Origin of the sequence: Polaromonas sp., assembly GCF_030689685.1 — a bacterium.
Lineage (GTDB): Bacteria > Pseudomonadota > Gammaproteobacteria > Burkholderiales > Burkholderiaceae_C > Polaromonas.
The window spans coordinates 1-14,394 of sequence record NZ_JAUYEY010000021.1 but is presented as its reverse complement, the minus strand read 5'-3'; the positions used below and the strand labels follow the sequence as shown (position 1 = coordinate 14,394).

At 61.9% G+C, this 14,394-nt stretch carries 11 protein-coding genes and 2 pseudogenes; 6 read left to right on the top strand and 7 right to left on the bottom strand.

The genetic code is table 11. The features are described from left to right. Positions 1–71 precede the first annotated feature (71 nt). The 3 genes and pseudogenes from Q8O29_RS05120 to Q8O29_RS05110 all read left to right on the top strand — a co-directional run. Positions 72–455: a RidA family protein gene (locus tag Q8O29_RS05120; protein WP_305560979.1), complete on the top strand. Its 384-nt coding sequence runs from the start codon at positions 72–74 to the stop codon at positions 453–455. A gap of 100 nt (positions 456–555) precedes the next feature. After that, on the top strand, positions 556–1,056 hold the full coding sequence (locus tag Q8O29_RS05115) for a hypothetical protein (protein WP_305560978.1): 501 nt from the start codon (positions 556–558) through the stop codon (positions 1,054–1,056). Between the two features lie 232 nt (positions 1,057–1,288). Then, positions 1,289–1,885: pseudogene (locus Q8O29_RS05110) on the top strand (integron integrase); the annotation flags it as partial. A gap of 68 nt (positions 1,886–1,953) precedes the next feature. On the opposite strand, the pseudogene Q8O29_RS05105 reads toward Q8O29_RS05110, so the two are convergent. From Q8O29_RS05105 to Q8O29_RS05095, 3 genes and pseudogenes are all read right to left on the bottom strand, one after another. Next, positions 1,954–2,101, bottom strand: a pseudogene (locus tag Q8O29_RS05105) (isochorismatase); the annotation flags it as partial. Positions 2,102–2,123: 22 nt separating this feature from the next. Continuing rightward, positions 2,124–6,344, bottom strand: coding sequence for an ATP-binding protein (locus tag Q8O29_RS05100; protein ID WP_305560977.1), 4,221 nt, complete (start codon positions 6,342–6,344; stop codon positions 2,124–2,126). 115 nt (positions 6,345–6,459) lie between these two features. Continuing rightward, entirely contained in the window at positions 6,460–7,104 is a 645-nt protein-coding gene (locus Q8O29_RS05095) for an isochorismatase family protein (protein WP_305560976.1), read from the bottom strand. A 284-nt stretch (positions 7,105–7,388) separates the two neighbouring features. Between Q8O29_RS05095 and Q8O29_RS05090 the strand changes: the two genes are divergently transcribed. After that, positions 7,389–9,035, top strand: a complete 1,647-nt coding sequence (locus tag Q8O29_RS05090) for a 4-hydroxyphenylacetate 3-hydroxylase family protein (protein ID WP_305560975.1) — start codon at positions 7,389–7,391, stop codon at positions 9,033–9,035. A 75-nt stretch (positions 9,036–9,110) separates the two neighbouring features. Here Q8O29_RS05090 and Q8O29_RS05085 read toward each other — a convergent pair whose 3' ends face one another. Beyond that, the gene (locus tag Q8O29_RS05085) at positions 9,111–9,575 is read right to left on the bottom strand and encodes a DUF2721 domain-containing protein (RefSeq protein ID WP_305560974.1); all 465 of its coding nucleotides are present in this window, start codon (positions 9,573–9,575) and stop codon (positions 9,111–9,113) included. Between the two features lie 303 nt (positions 9,576–9,878). Between Q8O29_RS05085 and Q8O29_RS05080 the strand changes: the two genes are divergently transcribed. Both Q8O29_RS05080 and Q8O29_RS05075 read left to right on the top strand, forming a co-directional pair. Then, positions 9,879–10,592 carry a hypothetical protein gene (locus Q8O29_RS05080; RefSeq protein ID WP_305560973.1) on the top strand — a complete coding sequence of 238 codons (714 nt, stop codon included), beginning with the start codon at positions 9,879–9,881 and terminating at the stop codon, positions 10,590–10,592. 136 nt (positions 10,593–10,728) lie between these two features. Then, the gene (locus tag Q8O29_RS05075; protein WP_305560972.1) at positions 10,729–11,616 is read left to right on the top strand and encodes a DMT family transporter; all 888 of its coding nucleotides are present in this window, start codon (positions 10,729–10,731) and stop codon (positions 11,614–11,616) included. 18 nt (positions 11,617–11,634) lie between these two features. Here the strand turns inward: Q8O29_RS05075 and Q8O29_RS05070 are convergent, their stop codons facing one another. The 3 genes from Q8O29_RS05070 to Q8O29_RS05060 all read right to left on the bottom strand — a co-directional run bounded on the left by Q8O29_RS05070 (position 11,635) and on the right by Q8O29_RS05060 (position 14,071). After that, positions 11,635–12,093: an Lrp/AsnC family transcriptional regulator gene (locus Q8O29_RS05070; protein WP_305560971.1), complete on the bottom strand. Its 459-nt coding sequence runs from the start codon at positions 12,091–12,093 to the stop codon at positions 11,635–11,637. 194 nt (positions 12,094–12,287) lie between these two features. Beyond that, positions 12,288–13,547 carry an Hsp70 family protein gene (locus Q8O29_RS05065; protein ID WP_305561091.1) on the bottom strand — a complete coding sequence of 420 codons (1,260 nt, stop codon included), beginning with the start codon at positions 13,545–13,547 and terminating at the stop codon, positions 12,288–12,290. Between the two features lie 5 nt (positions 13,548–13,552). Continuing rightward, positions 13,553–14,071, bottom strand: coding sequence for a hypothetical protein (locus Q8O29_RS05060; protein ID WP_371134157.1), 519 nt, complete (start codon positions 14,069–14,071; stop codon positions 13,553–13,555). Between the last annotated feature and the right edge of the window lie 323 nt (positions 14,072–14,394).

The following is a 14,394-nucleotide window of genomic DNA, read 5'->3' as shown; positions in this document are numbered from 1 at the left end:
GCTGCACCGCTCTTGGTAGCTGAAGAGACTGCAGCCAAGTCCCCAAACCGCAGCCAACTTGACCAAGTCCGATGAATGAAGCCGAACTCAATGCAGGACTCTCAGCCGCGCCGCAATACCGCTACGCGGATCGCCTCGGCAATCACCTTTTCGTGGCTGGCCAGGTGCCTCTAGACTCCCATGGCCACTTGGTTGGCCCCCAGGACCCAGGCGCACAAGCCTTGCAGTGTTTGCGCAACTTAGAGCGGCTCCTCGCAGTACACGAATTTCAAGTCAACGACATTCGACAAATCGTCGTGTACGTGATCGGAGATCAAGCAAGTCTCTCTGCGGCATGGTCAGCGGTCTCAGGTTGGTTTGGTGGCCAAGTTCCGCCAGCTACCCTGCTCGGTGTTGCCGGACTGGGCTACGTGGGACAACTCGTAGAGATTGACACCACAGTGATCAAGGCTTGAGGTCATCGCATCACATGACGCCTAACCCTTCCATCGAGGGGATGACCAAAAGGCTGCGCCTTTTGGTCACCCCTCATGTCAAACGTTGGGGGTCTCCATCTTGAGCCAATCTACCAAAGCCACTGGCGCCCTAATCGACGCGCATCTCATGATGGTCGGGAAACTTGTCACCAACGCCGCCGTCTGCGATGCCATTCTGTTTTCGGCGTTCAGGGTCGTTTCTGGGTGCGAAGCAACAATTGCCAGTGCCATATATTTCTCCTCGGAATCTCTACCTGCGAAAAAGAACGTTGTAAAGAGAATCCTCTTGGCCGTCGGCGACTCCGAGGAAACAGAAATCGTTGGCCGCATCATGGATGCGACAACCTCCGCGCATACCCAGCGAAACGAAGTGAGCCACGCGCTTCTGAGAGCTAGTCATGACGGCAAAAAAATCCTTGCTCACAATCCGCGTCGCCAGGTTCAGCCAGAAAAACCAGTAACCGGCCCGTCTCTTGATGGGCTGCTGAAGAAATCATCAAAGGCGTATCTGGACGCTTATCGGGCATTTCTAGAGCTGTGCCAGAAGCGCGGAATACCTCCGACAGTAACTGTCGAATGAACAGCCAATGCGTTCCGTCTGGCGTGCCATCGTCAAATTCTTGGTTGTGCTGGCGTAGAAACTTCTCCCCAGCCACAAGACCATCAAAAGTAATCATGTCCATACCCCCCACCCGGCGTTCAACTCGGACTCCGCAGAAGCGCGGAGTCGGTTAACTTTACGTTGAACTAAACCGCTACGCGGTGGCTGGTCCGCACAGGCCACCACCGCGTAGCGGTTTAGTTCAACTGCGCTATTGGCACGGCTGCTGTACGGCACCGGTATGCGCCTGATGGAGGGCATGCGCCTTCGCATCAAGGATGTGGATTTCGACCGGCACGTCATCATCGTGCGGGAAGCCAAGGGTGGCAAAGATCGGATGGTGATGCTGCCTCGCTCATTGGCTCCCGCGCTGCGCATGCAGATGCTGGCTGTGCGCAGTCAGTGGGAAGCCGACAGGCAGGTGCAACGCGGCGGGGTGGAGACGCCCTATGCACTGGAGCAAAAGTATCCCCGCGTCGGCCATAGCTGGGCATGGTTCTGGATGTTTCCGTCCCCCACGCTGTCCATTGACCCGCGTAGCGGCGTAGAGCGGCGGCACCATTTGTACGAAAACCGGGTACAGCGGGCGCTGAAAGTCGCAGTAGCGAGGGCAGGCATTGCCAAACCCGTATCCGTGCACACCCTGCGCCATTCCTTTGCCACGCATCTGCTGCAGTCGGGCACCGATATCCGTACCGTGCAAGAGCTGCTGGGCCACTCGGATGTCAGCACCACCATGATTTATACGCACGTACTCAAGGTGGCCGCAGGCGGAACAGCCAGCCCGCTGGATGTGCTGCTCGCTTGAGTAGCTCCTGTTTTGATAGCAAACTCTTAAAGCCCGGAAAGGGCAAACCAGACAATTGTCTGTATGTAGGCATCCTCAGCGCGCTTTTGCAGGTGTTTGGGCAGGCTGGTGGCATTGCCGCCACGGCGGGCCGGGCGGTGCCTTGCATACTGGCGGGCGAAGCCAGTCGACGGGGCCATCGGCCACGGCGCTGAAATGCATTTTGCTTAACGTTCGGTTCGGCCGCTGGTCGGCCGATTCAATCCTTTGTCGCAGTCACCCCGGTCAGCAGTTTCTTGAGGGCAGCAAAGTCTACCGGCTTGACCAGGTGAGCGTCAACGCCGGCTGCCAGCGACTGGCGTTTGTCGTCCTCCTGGCCCCACCCGGTCAGGGCGATCACCACCATGTTCTTGCCCCACGCCTGCTGTCGGATGCGGCGGCACACTTCGTATCCGTTCAGCTTCGGCATCCCGATGTCCAAAAGTATGGCGTCCGGCCTGAACGTCGCAGCCACCTCCAACGCCTCAAGGCCGTCGTGCGCCGTCCGCGTTTCGTTGCCCTCAAGCCTCAGCAACATCGCCAAGCTTTCCGCTGAGTCGAGGTTGTCGTCCGCGACCAGAATGCGCAGGTGCGCGCTGGGGCGGACAGGGTTGACCTCTTCGGCAGGCTTGTCCTCAACGAGCAACAAGGCCACCGGCAGTCGCACGACAAACTCGCTGCCTTTGCCAAGGCCGTCGCTGCGAGCCTCAACCGACCCACCGTGCATCTGGACCAGCCGCTGCACGATAGAAAGGCCAATTCCCAACCCCCCCTGCGACCGTCCCAGCTTGCCGTCAACCTGCGTGAACATCTCGAAGACGTGCGGGAGCATGTGCGTCGGGATGCCGATTCCGTTGTCCGTGACCGAGATGACGGCGTCAAGCCCCATCAGTTGCACAGCCAATCGCACGCGGCCCCCACGCTCTGTGAACTTAGCGGCGTTGTTCAACAGGTTCGAGAAAACTTGAGTCAGCCGGGTCAGGTCAGCGTCCACATAGATCGGGCCGGGTGGCACTTCAATGAACAACTCGTGCCCGGCCTGATCGATGGACGGCCGGCTGGTCTCGATGGCCTGGGCAATGGCTCCAGCCAGTTCGATATGCTCCTTGCGAAGATCGATCTTGCCCCGGCTGATGCGGCTCAGGTCCAAAAGGTCATCGATCAGATGCACCATCTGCCCAAGCTGGCGTTCCATCATCAAGCGGATTCGCTCGCTTGCGTCCGCGTCGCCGGGCGCCAGGCGCATGATCTGCAAGCCGTTGCGAATCGGGGCCAGCGGGTTGCGAAGTTCATGGGCCAGCGCGGCAAGGAACTCGTCCTTGCGCTGGTCCTGTTCTCGAAGACGGGCGACCAGCCCCTCTCGCTCCTCCTCGCCCCGCTTCCGGTCGGTGATGTCGTTGAACAAAATGGCGACCTTGCGACTCCCGTTGTCGCCGAGGCGAAACGCGTAGACGTCGAACCATCGGCCATTGAGCGCCTTCGCCTCGTTCACGAACCGGATTGCCTCTCCGGTGACGGCCACCCGCCCGTAAATCTCGAACCAGTGGGCGTCGTGATCCGGGGCAAGCTCCCGCATTCGCTTGCCTTGCGCATTCCGAATTCCGGTGTGTTTCTCGAACGCGGGGTTGATTTCCAGAAACCGGTAGTCGGCAGGCCGGGCGTCGGCGTCGAAGATCATCTCGATCAAGCAATAGCCTTCATCCATCGACTCGAACAGCGTGCGAAACTTTTGCTCACTCTCCTTCAGCGCCTCTTGGGCCTGCTTGCGGGCAGTCACATCGCCAGCCATGCCGAACCACTCGACCACCGTGCCGTCGTTGTCCATCAACGGGATGGCCCGCGAGAACGTCCAGCCCAGCGTGCCGTCGATCCGCAAGACCCGGTGCTCCAATTCGAAGACTCCTTTGATCCGGACGGCATCCCGTATGGTTTCCATAACGTGCCGCTGGTCGCCGGGATGAATGTACTTCTCCAGCCAGGAGCGGCTGGGCTCGTGCGTGTCGGCGATGAACTCGCGGCCCTGAAGGTGGCGCATCTCGGTCCAGTCCGCGTTCATGCGATACACGACATCCGAACTGGCACTGACCAAGGCCCGAAACTGTTCCTCGCTGGCCTGGATCGCCGCGCTGCTCTCCCGCCGCATTCGGACCATTTGAAGGTGGGCCGTCACACGGGCTAGCAACTCTTTGGCACTGAACGGCTTCACCATGTAGTCGTCGGCCCCTTCCTGCATGCCCTCAATCCGGCTTTCCTCACCGGCACGGGCAGACAGCATGATGACCGGCACGCCGCTTGTGCGCGGGTCGGCGCGCAGCGCCTGCAACAGCCCGAAGCCGTCGAGCCGGGGCATCATGACGTCGGTCAGGACCAAGTCGGGCGGCCGCGCCAGTGCCGCCGCCAACGCGGTTTCTCCGTCCGCCACGGCCTCGGTGCGGTAGTGCTGGCCGAGCAGACGGACGATGTACTGCCGCATGTCGGCGTTGTCGTCGGCCACCAGCACCAGGGGTCGGTCTCCGTCGGCCTGCTGCAGTGATGTCGCGGCGCCGTTCAGTTCGTCCTGAAGCCGCAGCAGCTCAAGGCCGGTAGCCGGGCGCTGATCGGCGTCGGGCAGCCAGCGCAAAGCTTCCTCGACGAACGGACTCGCCCCCGTGGTGGGCTGCGCGGCGGTGCGACTGCTGCCGACCTGATCACGGGGCAGATGCTGCGAGCCGAGTGGAATCGAAACGGTGAACGTCGTCCCGCGTCCGACCTCGCTTTCGGCGCTGATCGAGCCGCCATGCAGTTTGACCAGTTCTTGCACGAGGGCCAGCCCGATGCCGCTACCCTCGTGCGTGCGTCCGCGCGCGTTTTCGACCCGGTGGAACCGATCAAACAGCAGCGGGATTTCATCAACGGGGATGCCCGTACCGGTGTCACGTACGCGCAGTTCAGCGGTACCGTCGGCTTGTCGGATCGAGACGGCGATTTCCCCGACGAAAGTGAACTTGAAGGCGTTGGACAACAGGTTGAGAACGATCTTCTCCCACATCGGCCGGTCCACGAACACCGGCTCGCCGAGCGGCGGGCAATCGACGCGCAGTTCCAGCCCGGCCTTCTCGCAGGCCGAGCGGAAGTTGCTGGCGAGATCGGCGGTGAAGTCGGCAAGGTCTGTCGGCTCATACGCCGCGCGGACCCGACCGGCCTCGATGCGTGAAAAATCCAGCAAGCTGTTGACGAGGCGCTGCAGGCGCAGCCCGTTGCGGTAAACAAGTTCCAGCCGCTCCCGTTGCAACGGCGGCAAGGGCTCGTTTGATGCGGCCAGGGCGTCTTCAACCGGCCCGAGCATCAAGGTCAGTGGCGTGCGGAACTCGTGGCTGACGTTGGAGAAGAAGGCGGTTTTGGCCCGGTCCAGTTCGGCCAGCGCCTTGGCGAGCCTGCGCTCGTCGTCATACGCACGGGCATTTGCGACGGCGCTGGTCACGCTGGAAACCAGCAGGTCGTAGAAGCTGCGGTAGGCCTCGTTCATCGGCAAGCGAGAGCTGACACCGGCAATAAAGATGGCGGCGGGGCGATCAACCCCTGGCAGGATGATCGGCAGCGCCAGTGCCAAGCTCGGTGGTTCGGGATAGGGGCCGAAGGAAGCCGAGTCGACCCACTGCCTGACGTCGTCTATCTGCACTGCCAACCCTGAACGAACAACTTCTTCCAGGGACCAGAGAGTTTGTTTTTCCTCTCCAAAATACACGGTGCTCAGGCGGGTGACCGTATCCGCCTGCAGGCCGGTTGCCCCAATCAGCCGGGCTTGATCGCCATGGGGCTCCATTGCGTAGAGCAAGGTAAAAGGCAGGTCGAGGTCGTACTGGGCGAGGGTCTGAGCGGAGAGCAAAAGTGCTTCGCTGACGGACTTCGCTTTGCTCGTCTGAAAGGCAAGGTCACGCAGCGCCCGTGTCCGCCGCTCGCTGAGCATCTGGGCCGTCATCTCGATGACGGGGTGGAACAGGCCGCCGACCCGCCCGGCCTCGTCGCGGATGGGGCTGAATGAAAACGTGAAGAAGCACTCCTCCACAAACCCGTGCCGTTCGAGAAAAATTTGCTGCACTTCAAGAAAGGCCTTGTCGCCGGCCAAGGCCGAGTTGTGCGCCTCGCCAATGACCGGCCAGGCTTCCCTCCAGCACTCGGAGAAATTCTGCCCCATCGACTGCGGATGCTTGTCACCGCAAATAACCCGATAGGCGTCGTTGTAGAGCTGGACCAGGCCCGGCCCCCAGATGACGCAGATGGGCAGATCCGAGGCCAGGCAGATGCTTAACGTCGTGCGCAGACTCTGCGGCCACCCAGCCACCGGCCCCAGCGAGGTCTTTGACCAATCCATAGCCCGGATCAAGCTGCCCATCTCTGCGCCCCCCGCCAGGAATGCCAGTGGGTCCAGATCGGAGGGTAACTTGTCACCAGGAAAATTCATGCGCGCTTTGTAAGTTTGGGCTGGTGCGAATGGCAGAGGCTACTGGACTTTGATAGATCCCGCAAAGCCGCAAATTAGCACGCTATACGGTTAATTACCATCCGGCATCCATTTTTTAAGCAGCACCCTGCTTGATTAGCCCCAGCACCTCTCTGAACAGCGGATGTTGCGCCGTTCGCAGCCATTCAAACGCGACCATCTCGGTCGTCACCAGCTCCGCGCCCGCTCCGGCCAGCCGGTCGAAGGCGGCGTCACGGTTGCGTTCGCTGCGTGAGCTGCAGGCATCGGTCACGACCCAGACTTCGAACTCTTCTTCCAGCAGCCCAAGCGCGGTTTGCATCAGGCAAACGTGGGCTTCGCAGCCGGCGATGACGATGGTGTTGCGGCCTTCGGGTTCTTCGGTTGGTTTTTGCAGATGCTTGGGCAGGCTGCGCGCATTCCCTCCCTGCGGCGGCTTGCGTGCGGGCGGACGCAGCCAGTCAACCAGGCCGTCTTCCACGGCGTTGAAATGCATCTTGGTCAGCGTCTTGCCACCGCCTGCATTGCTGACCGCTTCAATGGCGGCAATCAACTCGGGCATGTTGCGGCCCAGGCCGTCTGGGTTTTGTTCGGTTCCCCACACGGGGACTTCCATTGAACGGGCCATGCGCGCCAGTCGCAAAGCGTTAGCCACAATCATTTCGTTTTCAAAAATAACCGGCATCAGTCGGGCCTGGTAGTCGACCAGTACAAGCTGGGAATCATCGGCGTCTAACAGCATGGCTTCTCCTAAATGGGTTGACTTTGATTGTTGCAGAAGCCGGACAAAGCGGTTTGCATGAGTCCGACAATTTAACTTCTGGAATTCTTTAAACTAGTACTGCAACCCGAAAGTAGCGAGACAAAATGAAAGTGATGGATTCGTGCCCAGGGCAAGGCGCAAGCCGCAGCGAAGGCTGTGCGCCTTCGCAAGGGTTGCAACGCCGCCATGGGTGCGAAGACGCGCTTTCATGTTTCGATATTTTCGGGTTGCAGTACTAGACCCCACTACCCGGAGACAAGCCAATGAACGCCCCAGCCCCTAGCGCCACACTGATGTCCGGCGATGACTTCCGCGAGTCGCTGCGTCGCTACAAGCCACGCGTGTTCCTCGACGGCCGGCAGGTTGACAGCGTGGCCGACGAGCGCGGCTTCGGTCCCGGCATCAATGCGATTGCCTTGACCTACGACTACGCGCTCAAGCCTAAATACGCGCCCATCATGACGGCGGTGCAGCACACCAGCGACAAAGTAGTCAACCGCTTGAGCCACATCAGCACCAGCAGCGGGGACCTGCTGAACAAATTAGAGGCCGTGCGCTTGGTGTGCCAGGAAACCGGCTGCGCCCAGCGCTACCTGACGCACGATGCGCTCAACGCGATTGGCCAGGTATCCAGCCGCATCGACGATGCGCGCGGCACGACAGAAAATACGGCGCGCTTTCTGAACTACCTGCACCGCGTGCAGGACCAGGACCTGACGCTGGGCATTGCCATGACCGACGCCAAGGGTGACCGCAGCAAGCGCCCGCACGAGCAGGCCAATGTCGACAGCTACCTGCACATCGTCGAGCGCAACGCCAAAGGCATCGTGATCAGCGGCACCAAGGCCATCGTCACCGGCGCGCCCTATGTGCATGAGCTGCTGGTCATGCCCTGCCGCAACATGGGCCACGAAGACGCCGACTTTGCGGTCTGCTGCGCCGTGCCCATTGACGCACCGGGTATCGCCATCATTGCGCGGCCAGCGGGCCGGCCCGGTGAAAAGGTCGAGCATGGCGCCGCCCTGTTCAGCCGCAAGTACGGCCAGAGCACTGGCGTGGTGATGTTCGACAAGGTGTTCGTGCCTTATGACAACGTGTTTTATGCGGGCGAGTGGGAACACTCGGGCCACCTCACCTACAGCTACGCCACGCACCACCGCCACACCTGCATAGGCGCACGCGCCGGCTTTGGTGATTTGCTGATTGGTGCCGGCGCGCTGATGTGCGAGGCCAACGGCTTCGATCCGGGCAAGGAGACGCATTTGCGCGAGCAGATGGTCGAACTCATCACCATCACCGAGAGTTTTTACGCCTGCGGGGTGGCCGCCAGCGTGTACGGCAAGCCCAACGAACACAGCAAAACCTTCATGCCCGACCCGGTGTTTGCCAACATTGGCAAGCTGCTGTTGGCCACCAAGATTTACGACATGCACCGGATTGCGCATTACGTCAGCGGCGGCCTCATCGTCACCCTGCCCGGCCCCGACGAGGACCACAACCCCGAGACCGGTGCCAAACTGTCCGAAGTGCTGCGCGCCAACCCCGACGTGCCGTATGAGCAGCGCATCGAGACCGCGCGTTTTATTGAAGACCTGACGGCGGGCTACCAGGGTGGCTGGTACAGCGTGATCAGCCTGCACGGCGGCGGCTCGCCGGCGGCGATGAAGCAGGAGATCTACCGCAACTACCCGGTCGGCTCCAAGGTGGAGCTGGTCGAACGCATTCTGGAGCGCGGCCTGAACGCCGACGGCAGTGGCGAAGGTGTGCCGCACAACCCGGACCGCGCCATCACCAAAAACCGCCAACCTGGCAAATGCTGCGATACCGGCTGCACCACACCGGGCCAGCCGGTCATGATCGACCTGCCAACGGTGCAGGCCAGGCTGCCGTCGCGGCGCACCGCTGAATAAAGGCGGGCCTCGATACGCTACTTTTTTGATAGCTGCTCGCGCCCACCCGCTATGGGCTGGAGTCCTTTTTGACCACTAATTGGGGGGCCGAACCGGTAACTCCGCAAATTTGAGCAGACGCGTCGCGAGCAGCGTTTCGGCCAGAAAACACAGCAGCGCCAGCAAAAAGAACACCACGCCAGCCAGAAAACACACGGTGGCGGTGCGCAAGATGTTCAGCGCGCTGGTTTCGCCCAAAAACAGCAAAATGATGGTGGTGCCAATCAGCATGGCGCAAAAAGTCAGCAGCGCGATGCAACTGTTGACCAGCCAGCCGCGTTGCCTGAGCTCCCTCAGCTCGGCATACATCCGGATGGCTTTGGCGGGCTCCACCCCCCCGCTTTCGAGCCGGTTTTCCAGAAAACGCGCGCGGTCGATGATGCGGGCCAGCCGTCCCGCCACGGCGGCGATCATTCCGGAGACGGCGGTCAGCAGAAACACCGGCGCCACGGCCAACTGGATGCCGTGGGTCACGGTGGACAGGTCGGGCGCAAAATTCATACGGGCTCCACATCAAAACAAAGACCCGCGCATTCTGTCATGCGCCTGTAAACTGTGGGTGCCGTCTGACACGCGGGCCAGAGCCGGTCCGGCACACTCTCAATCTGTTCGCGTTAATGTCACGGGTGCGAACAGACCTTCAGCGCTGATCTGGCTTGACGATGGCCTTAGTGCGATGATTCAGCCTCCCCTCCCGCAGCGAGTCGTGCTCTCAACATTCTTGACAACCATGCATTTGTACCGAACGACCCACTCTCCGGACACCCGATGCGACGCGCCCCTGTTGAACTGCGGCAGGGCTGTATGACAGCTCGCGACCTGCAACAGGCTCCCGCTGCGGCACCGGCACGCACACCCCAGGAAGTGCTCTCGGAAGAAGCCGCCCGTTATGCGCTGTTGCGCCGCGTTGCCCCCGCGCTGCGCCATCATCTGGCGGGAACGCTGCAGCCCATCGGTATGGTGGCGGCCATCATGGACAGGCGCTTGCAGGCCGCGCAACCTGATCTCACGGCGATACGCGAAAGCAGCAAGTCCATCAGCACCCTGACGCGCTCGGCCGCCGGCGCCAGCATGGGCCTGCTGACCTGGCTTGCGCCCAAAGAAAGCAGCGTGGGGCCGCTTCATGCCAGCGTAGAGGAATGCTTAGGCATGCTGACCACCGACCTGGCTTTTCGCGGTTTCAGTGTGTCCAACACCATCGCCACCTCCGACATGGCGGCCTCGGTCTTCGCGCTGCGCAGCGTCTTCACCGCCGCCCTGATTGCCCTGACCGACGCCGCGCTGACACCGGCCCGCATCGTGATCAGCAGCCATGCGACCGACGGCCAGCTCGGCGTGGTGATCAGCGTCAGCAGCGAGCCGGGCGCGGTTGCCGCCGAAGACCCGCCGTCTTACCGAAAACTCGGCTGGGACGATGTGCAGGCCCTGGCCACTGCCGAGCAGGTCGGCCTGAGCCATGAGGCGGGCCGCGCGGAAATGCACTTCATGGCAGCGGAGAATGCCGACGTCACCGTTTGAGCGGGACGCTGTGTCGATCCTTCGATGCTACTTATTTGATAGCTAGAAGTCCTTTCCGGACATGGGGCGGAGGGGATTTTTACTTATAATTTCGTGGTCAGCCCGGCTCTTCCTGCCGCCGACGCACCATGCACCCATGAACAAGAGCGGAATCCTCCTTCACATCGCTGGCCTGTGGCTGCTCTCCGCGCTCGACGCGTCCGGCAAGTGGCTGGTGCTGGCTGGTGTGCCGGTGCTGATGGTGTCCTGGATGCGGTATGCCGTGCACACCGCGCTGATGACTGCCGTGGTGCTGCCTCGGCGCGGCAAGGCAATTTTTAAAACACAGTCGCTGCCGCGCCAACTGGTCCGGGGCTTTTTGATGATTGCCACCACCGTGCTGTTTTTCTCGGTGCTGGCGCGCCTGCCGCTGGCCGAAGCCACCGCCATCAACTTCATGGCCCCGCTTTTTGTGATGGCGATGGCGCCCTGGCTGCTCAAAGAGGAGCACCGCCTGCACCGCTGGCTGGGTGTGCTGCTCGGTTTTGCCGGCATGCTGGTGGTGGTGCGGCCCGGCGCGCAGCTCGACCCGGTCGGTGTGGCGCTGGGCCTGCTGACCGCCTTTACATTTGCACTGTTCCAGATTTCCACGCGGCGCGTGGCCCATGACGACCCACTGACCACCAACTACTACGGCGGCCTGTTCGGCACGGCAGCGCTTTCCCTGGCGCTGCCCTGGTTCTGGGTCACGCCCGACTTGTCCTTCTGGGCGTGGGTGCTGCTGGTCTCCACCGGTGTCACCGGCTTCTTCGGCCATTGGCTGCAGGCGGCAGCCTTCAGCAAAAGCCCGGCAACCCTGCTGGCACCCTTCAGCTACCTGCAGATCATCAGCGCCGCAATTCTGGGCTGGCTGGTGTTTGGCCAGGTGCCGGGCCAAACCACGGCGCTTGGCATCGCGCTGATCTGCCTGGCCGGGCTCGGTGTGGCGCTGACCGAGGCGCGCATGGCCTGGGTGCGCACGCGGGCCCTGCGCGAGCGCGGCTGACCCGGCGTCGGCGCCTTCTCAGGCGGGAAACAGCGGCAAGTCGGCCTTCTTCAGGGTGCGCAGCACAAAGCTGGACTTGCTGTGGCGTATGCCCTTGATCTTATAGAGGCGCTCGCGCAGCAGCCGTTCGTAGTCCTGGGTGCCGCTGACCGCAATGCGCAGCAAATAGTCGTAGTCGCCCGACACCAGGTAGGCCTCGATCACTTCGGGGATCTTCGCCAGCATCTCGCCAAATTTTTCCAGCGTGTTGTCAGAGTGGCTGTCCAGCGTGACCTGCACCAGCACGGTGTCGGCCAGGTCCAGCGCCGCAGCATTGATGCGCACGGTGTAGCCCTCAATCACGCCCGACTCTTCCATCTTCTTGATGCGGCTCCAGCACGGCGTGTGGCTCAGGCAGACCGCCTGGCCGATCTCCTGCAGGCTGGCGCGCGCATTGGCTTGCAGCACTTGAAGAATTTTTCGATCAATTTTATCCATATAAAAATATTTCCTTTATTTACAATAATTTGAAGTAATTATTACTGATATGAAGCGCAATGACCGGAAATACGGAAGCACTTTCTTCGCTGTGAAGCCGATACTTGCTGCTGGCAAACGGACTTACCGGTCCGTGTTGCAAGGCAAATACACCCGCGGGTTACCGCCCGCAGGTGTGCTTGGGCATGGTGGGATCAGCCGAACTTGCGCAGCGCATCGAGCGCCAGGCCGGCGCCAATGCTGCCGAACAGGTCGCCCTCGACGCGGCGTGCATGCGGCAACAGCGCGGCGATCCGCGCGCGCAGCAGCGGCACGCTGCTGGAGCCGCCGGTGAAAAACACCGTGTCCACCGCACCCGGCAACACACCCGCATCGCGCAGCAGGCCATTGACGCTCGCGGCAATGTTGTCCACCAGCGCGGAGATGACCCCCTCGAAATCTTCACGCTTCAGCAGCAGCGTTTCGCCGGCGCTGATGCGCTCCAGGTCCAGGCATGTTTCCGCCTCGCCCGACAGGGCCATCTTGGCCTCCTCGACCTGCATCGCCAGCCAGTGACCAGCGCGTTGGGCCACCAGGGCCTGCAGGCGCTCCAGTTTGTCCGGTTCCGCAGCCTCACGACGCAGTTCGGCAAGCTGGGCCGCCGCCTTTTTTGTGTACGCAAAATTGATGGTGTGCCAGGTAGCCAGATTGAAGTACGGCGCCGACGGCATCAGCAATCCATTTTTCAGGTGGCTGCCCAGCCCCAGCATGGGCATCACGCTGGCCAGGCTCAGGTATTTGTCGAAGTCGGTCCCGCCTATGTGCACGCCTCCGCTGACCAGGATGTCGTCGCGCCGGTCGGCCCGGCCCGCGCGCTCGGGCGCCAGTCGCACCAGCGCAAAGTCGGAGGTGCCGCCGCCAATGTCGACCACCAGCACCAGCTCTTCGCGCCTGACCTGCGACTCGTAGTCGAACGCCGCAGCAATCGGCTCGTATTGAAAAGCAACTTCCGCAAAGCCCACCGCATGGGCGATACCGGCCAGGGTGTCCTGCGCCTGCCGGTCGGCCGCCGGGTCGCCATCGATAAAAAATACCGGGCACCCCAGCACCGCGCGCGTAAAGCTGCGGCCGGCCGCCTGCTCGGCGCGGCGCTTGAGCTCGCCGATGAACTGCGCCAGCAGTTCGCGAAACGGCAGCGCGCGGCCGGCCACTTCGGTCTGCTCGTCGACCAACGCCGTGCCGAGCAGGCTTTTGAGCGAACGCATCAGCCGGCCTTCGTCACCCGCCAGGTAGTCGGCCAGCGCGGCGCGGCCGTAGCTGATGTGTGCGTCTTCGGCATGAAAAAACACCACTGAGGGCAAGGTGGCCTTGCCCCCCTCCAACGCCAGCAGTCCGACCTGACCGGGCGCGTCCGCGCGGGTGCAAGTCGCCGTGGAATTGGAAGTGCCGAAGTCAATGCCGCAGGCGTCGGGCAAAGCCGTCAAGGTTTGGCAAAGCCGCTGTCGGCCCAAGCTGTCGCGCTGATCCGGCTCAGCTTGAAGGACGGCGGCACACGCACCTGCGCGAGTTGATCGCCGGCTTCATCGTGCGCGCTCAACAGCGCAGAAGGGTTATCTTCATCGGGCTCGATGTCCAGCGACACCGTGATGCGCGCACCACGGCAATCGACCTCCAGGCTCTGGTGCAGCGTGGCATGCAGCTGTTGCTCGTGGCGCCGGACAAACTCCGAGGCGGTCTTGACCAGGGTGATAAAGGCCGTGCCGTCCAGCGGCTTGGGGTTTTTCTTGTCGCGCCCCATGGTCCAGGGCCCGACCAGGGCCGGCTCGGGCTCGCCGTCCTTGACCATGGCAACGGCCCAGCCGTCGTCATCTTCGTTCTTGATCACGCGGGCGGTCCAGCCGTCACCGCACCACAGCCGGGGCTGCTGCACCGGGCTGTCGGCGTCGGCTGAAAAAGGCGGGGAAGAAGAATCGGGAGAAGAAGGCAAAGAGGAAGCGATGTCTGTCACAAGGGTCAATTCAATGGGGAGGGAAACTGCGGATGAGCGTCATCGATTTTAACGTCCGCCCGCTGGCAAACCGGTCAGGTTCCACGGTGCAGAATTTGCGCCCCGCGTAAACCTTGATGACAGCCGGCCCGCCTCTGGCTAAGCTGGGGCATGCAGTTCTGCAACACCTTCCTGGAGATGCTATGGATGCCTCCCTGCCCACGGGCAAGGAATTGAGACTGTTGAACGCCAAGGGCATGAACAGCCGTCGATCAGGAAGAGAGACTTCGAGTAATCGAGGTGGATCCTCTGATGGATACGGCATCAAAGTGCCC

What these genes read in the sequence shown, in the direction of transcription:
- Q8O29_RS05120 (WP_305560979.1), top strand. Translation starts at nt 72, where the DNA reads ATGAATGAAGCCGAACTCAATGCAGGACTCTCAGCCGCGCCGCAATAC.
- Q8O29_RS05070 (WP_305560971.1), bottom strand. Translation starts at nt 12,093, where the DNA reads ATGGATAAAATTGATCGAAAAATTCTTCAAGTGCTGCAAGCCAATGCG.
- Q8O29_RS05085 (WP_305560974.1), bottom strand. Translation starts at nt 9,575, where the DNA reads ATGAATTTTGCGCCCGACCTGTCCACCGTGACCCACGGCATCCAGTTG.
- Q8O29_RS05080 (WP_305560973.1), top strand. Translation starts at nt 9,879, where the DNA reads ATGACAGCTCGCGACCTGCAACAGGCTCCCGCTGCGGCACCGGCACGC.
- Q8O29_RS05090 (WP_305560975.1), top strand. Translation starts at nt 7,389, where the DNA reads ATGAACGCCCCAGCCCCTAGCGCCACACTGATGTCCGGCGATGACTTC.
- Q8O29_RS05100 (WP_305560977.1), bottom strand. Translation starts at nt 6,344, where the DNA reads ATGAATTTTCCTGGTGACAAGTTACCCTCCGATCTGGACCCACTGGCA.
- Q8O29_RS05075 (WP_305560972.1), top strand. Translation starts at nt 10,729, where the DNA reads ATGAACAAGAGCGGAATCCTCCTTCACATCGCTGGCCTGTGGCTGCTC.
- Q8O29_RS05095 (WP_305560976.1), bottom strand. Translation starts at nt 7,104, where the DNA reads ATGCTGTTAGACGCCGATGATTCCCAGCTTGTACTGGTCGACTACCAG.